The organism is Polynucleobacter sp. Tro8-14-1 (assembly GCF_018881655.1).
Classification (GTDB): Bacteria; Pseudomonadota; Gammaproteobacteria; order Burkholderiales; family Burkholderiaceae; genus Polynucleobacter.
Genome location: NZ_JACVPX010000021.1, coordinates 1 through 255 on the forward strand (window position 1 = coordinate 1; position 255 = coordinate 255).

1 pseudogene is annotated in these 255 nt (G+C 45.5%); it reads right to left on the bottom strand.

The features are described 5' to 3' along the window. Positions 1-255 (bottom strand): annotated as a pseudogene (locus ICN34_RS11630) (IS3 family transposase); the annotation flags it as partial.

A 255-nucleotide genomic window follows, 5' to 3' on the forward strand; every position in this document is an offset into this window, starting at 1 on the left:
CAATTTGAGTCTTAGCATCCAGATAGGGGTCGACTTTAGCGCTAGCACTTAGCTGGTAGTAGTAGACACTCCTAGCCATATTGGCAATGCCTAGGATAGTTTGCAAAGGGTACTGCTGCCTTAACTCAGTGACGACTTGGACCTGCTCTTGTTTGCCAAGTACTTTTGCTGAGCTAAGGCTTCGAGCTTTTTTAAGTAAGCGTTCTCCACCTCTAAATAGTGCGACTTCAGTAAGAGTTCTTCATGCGTAAGCTG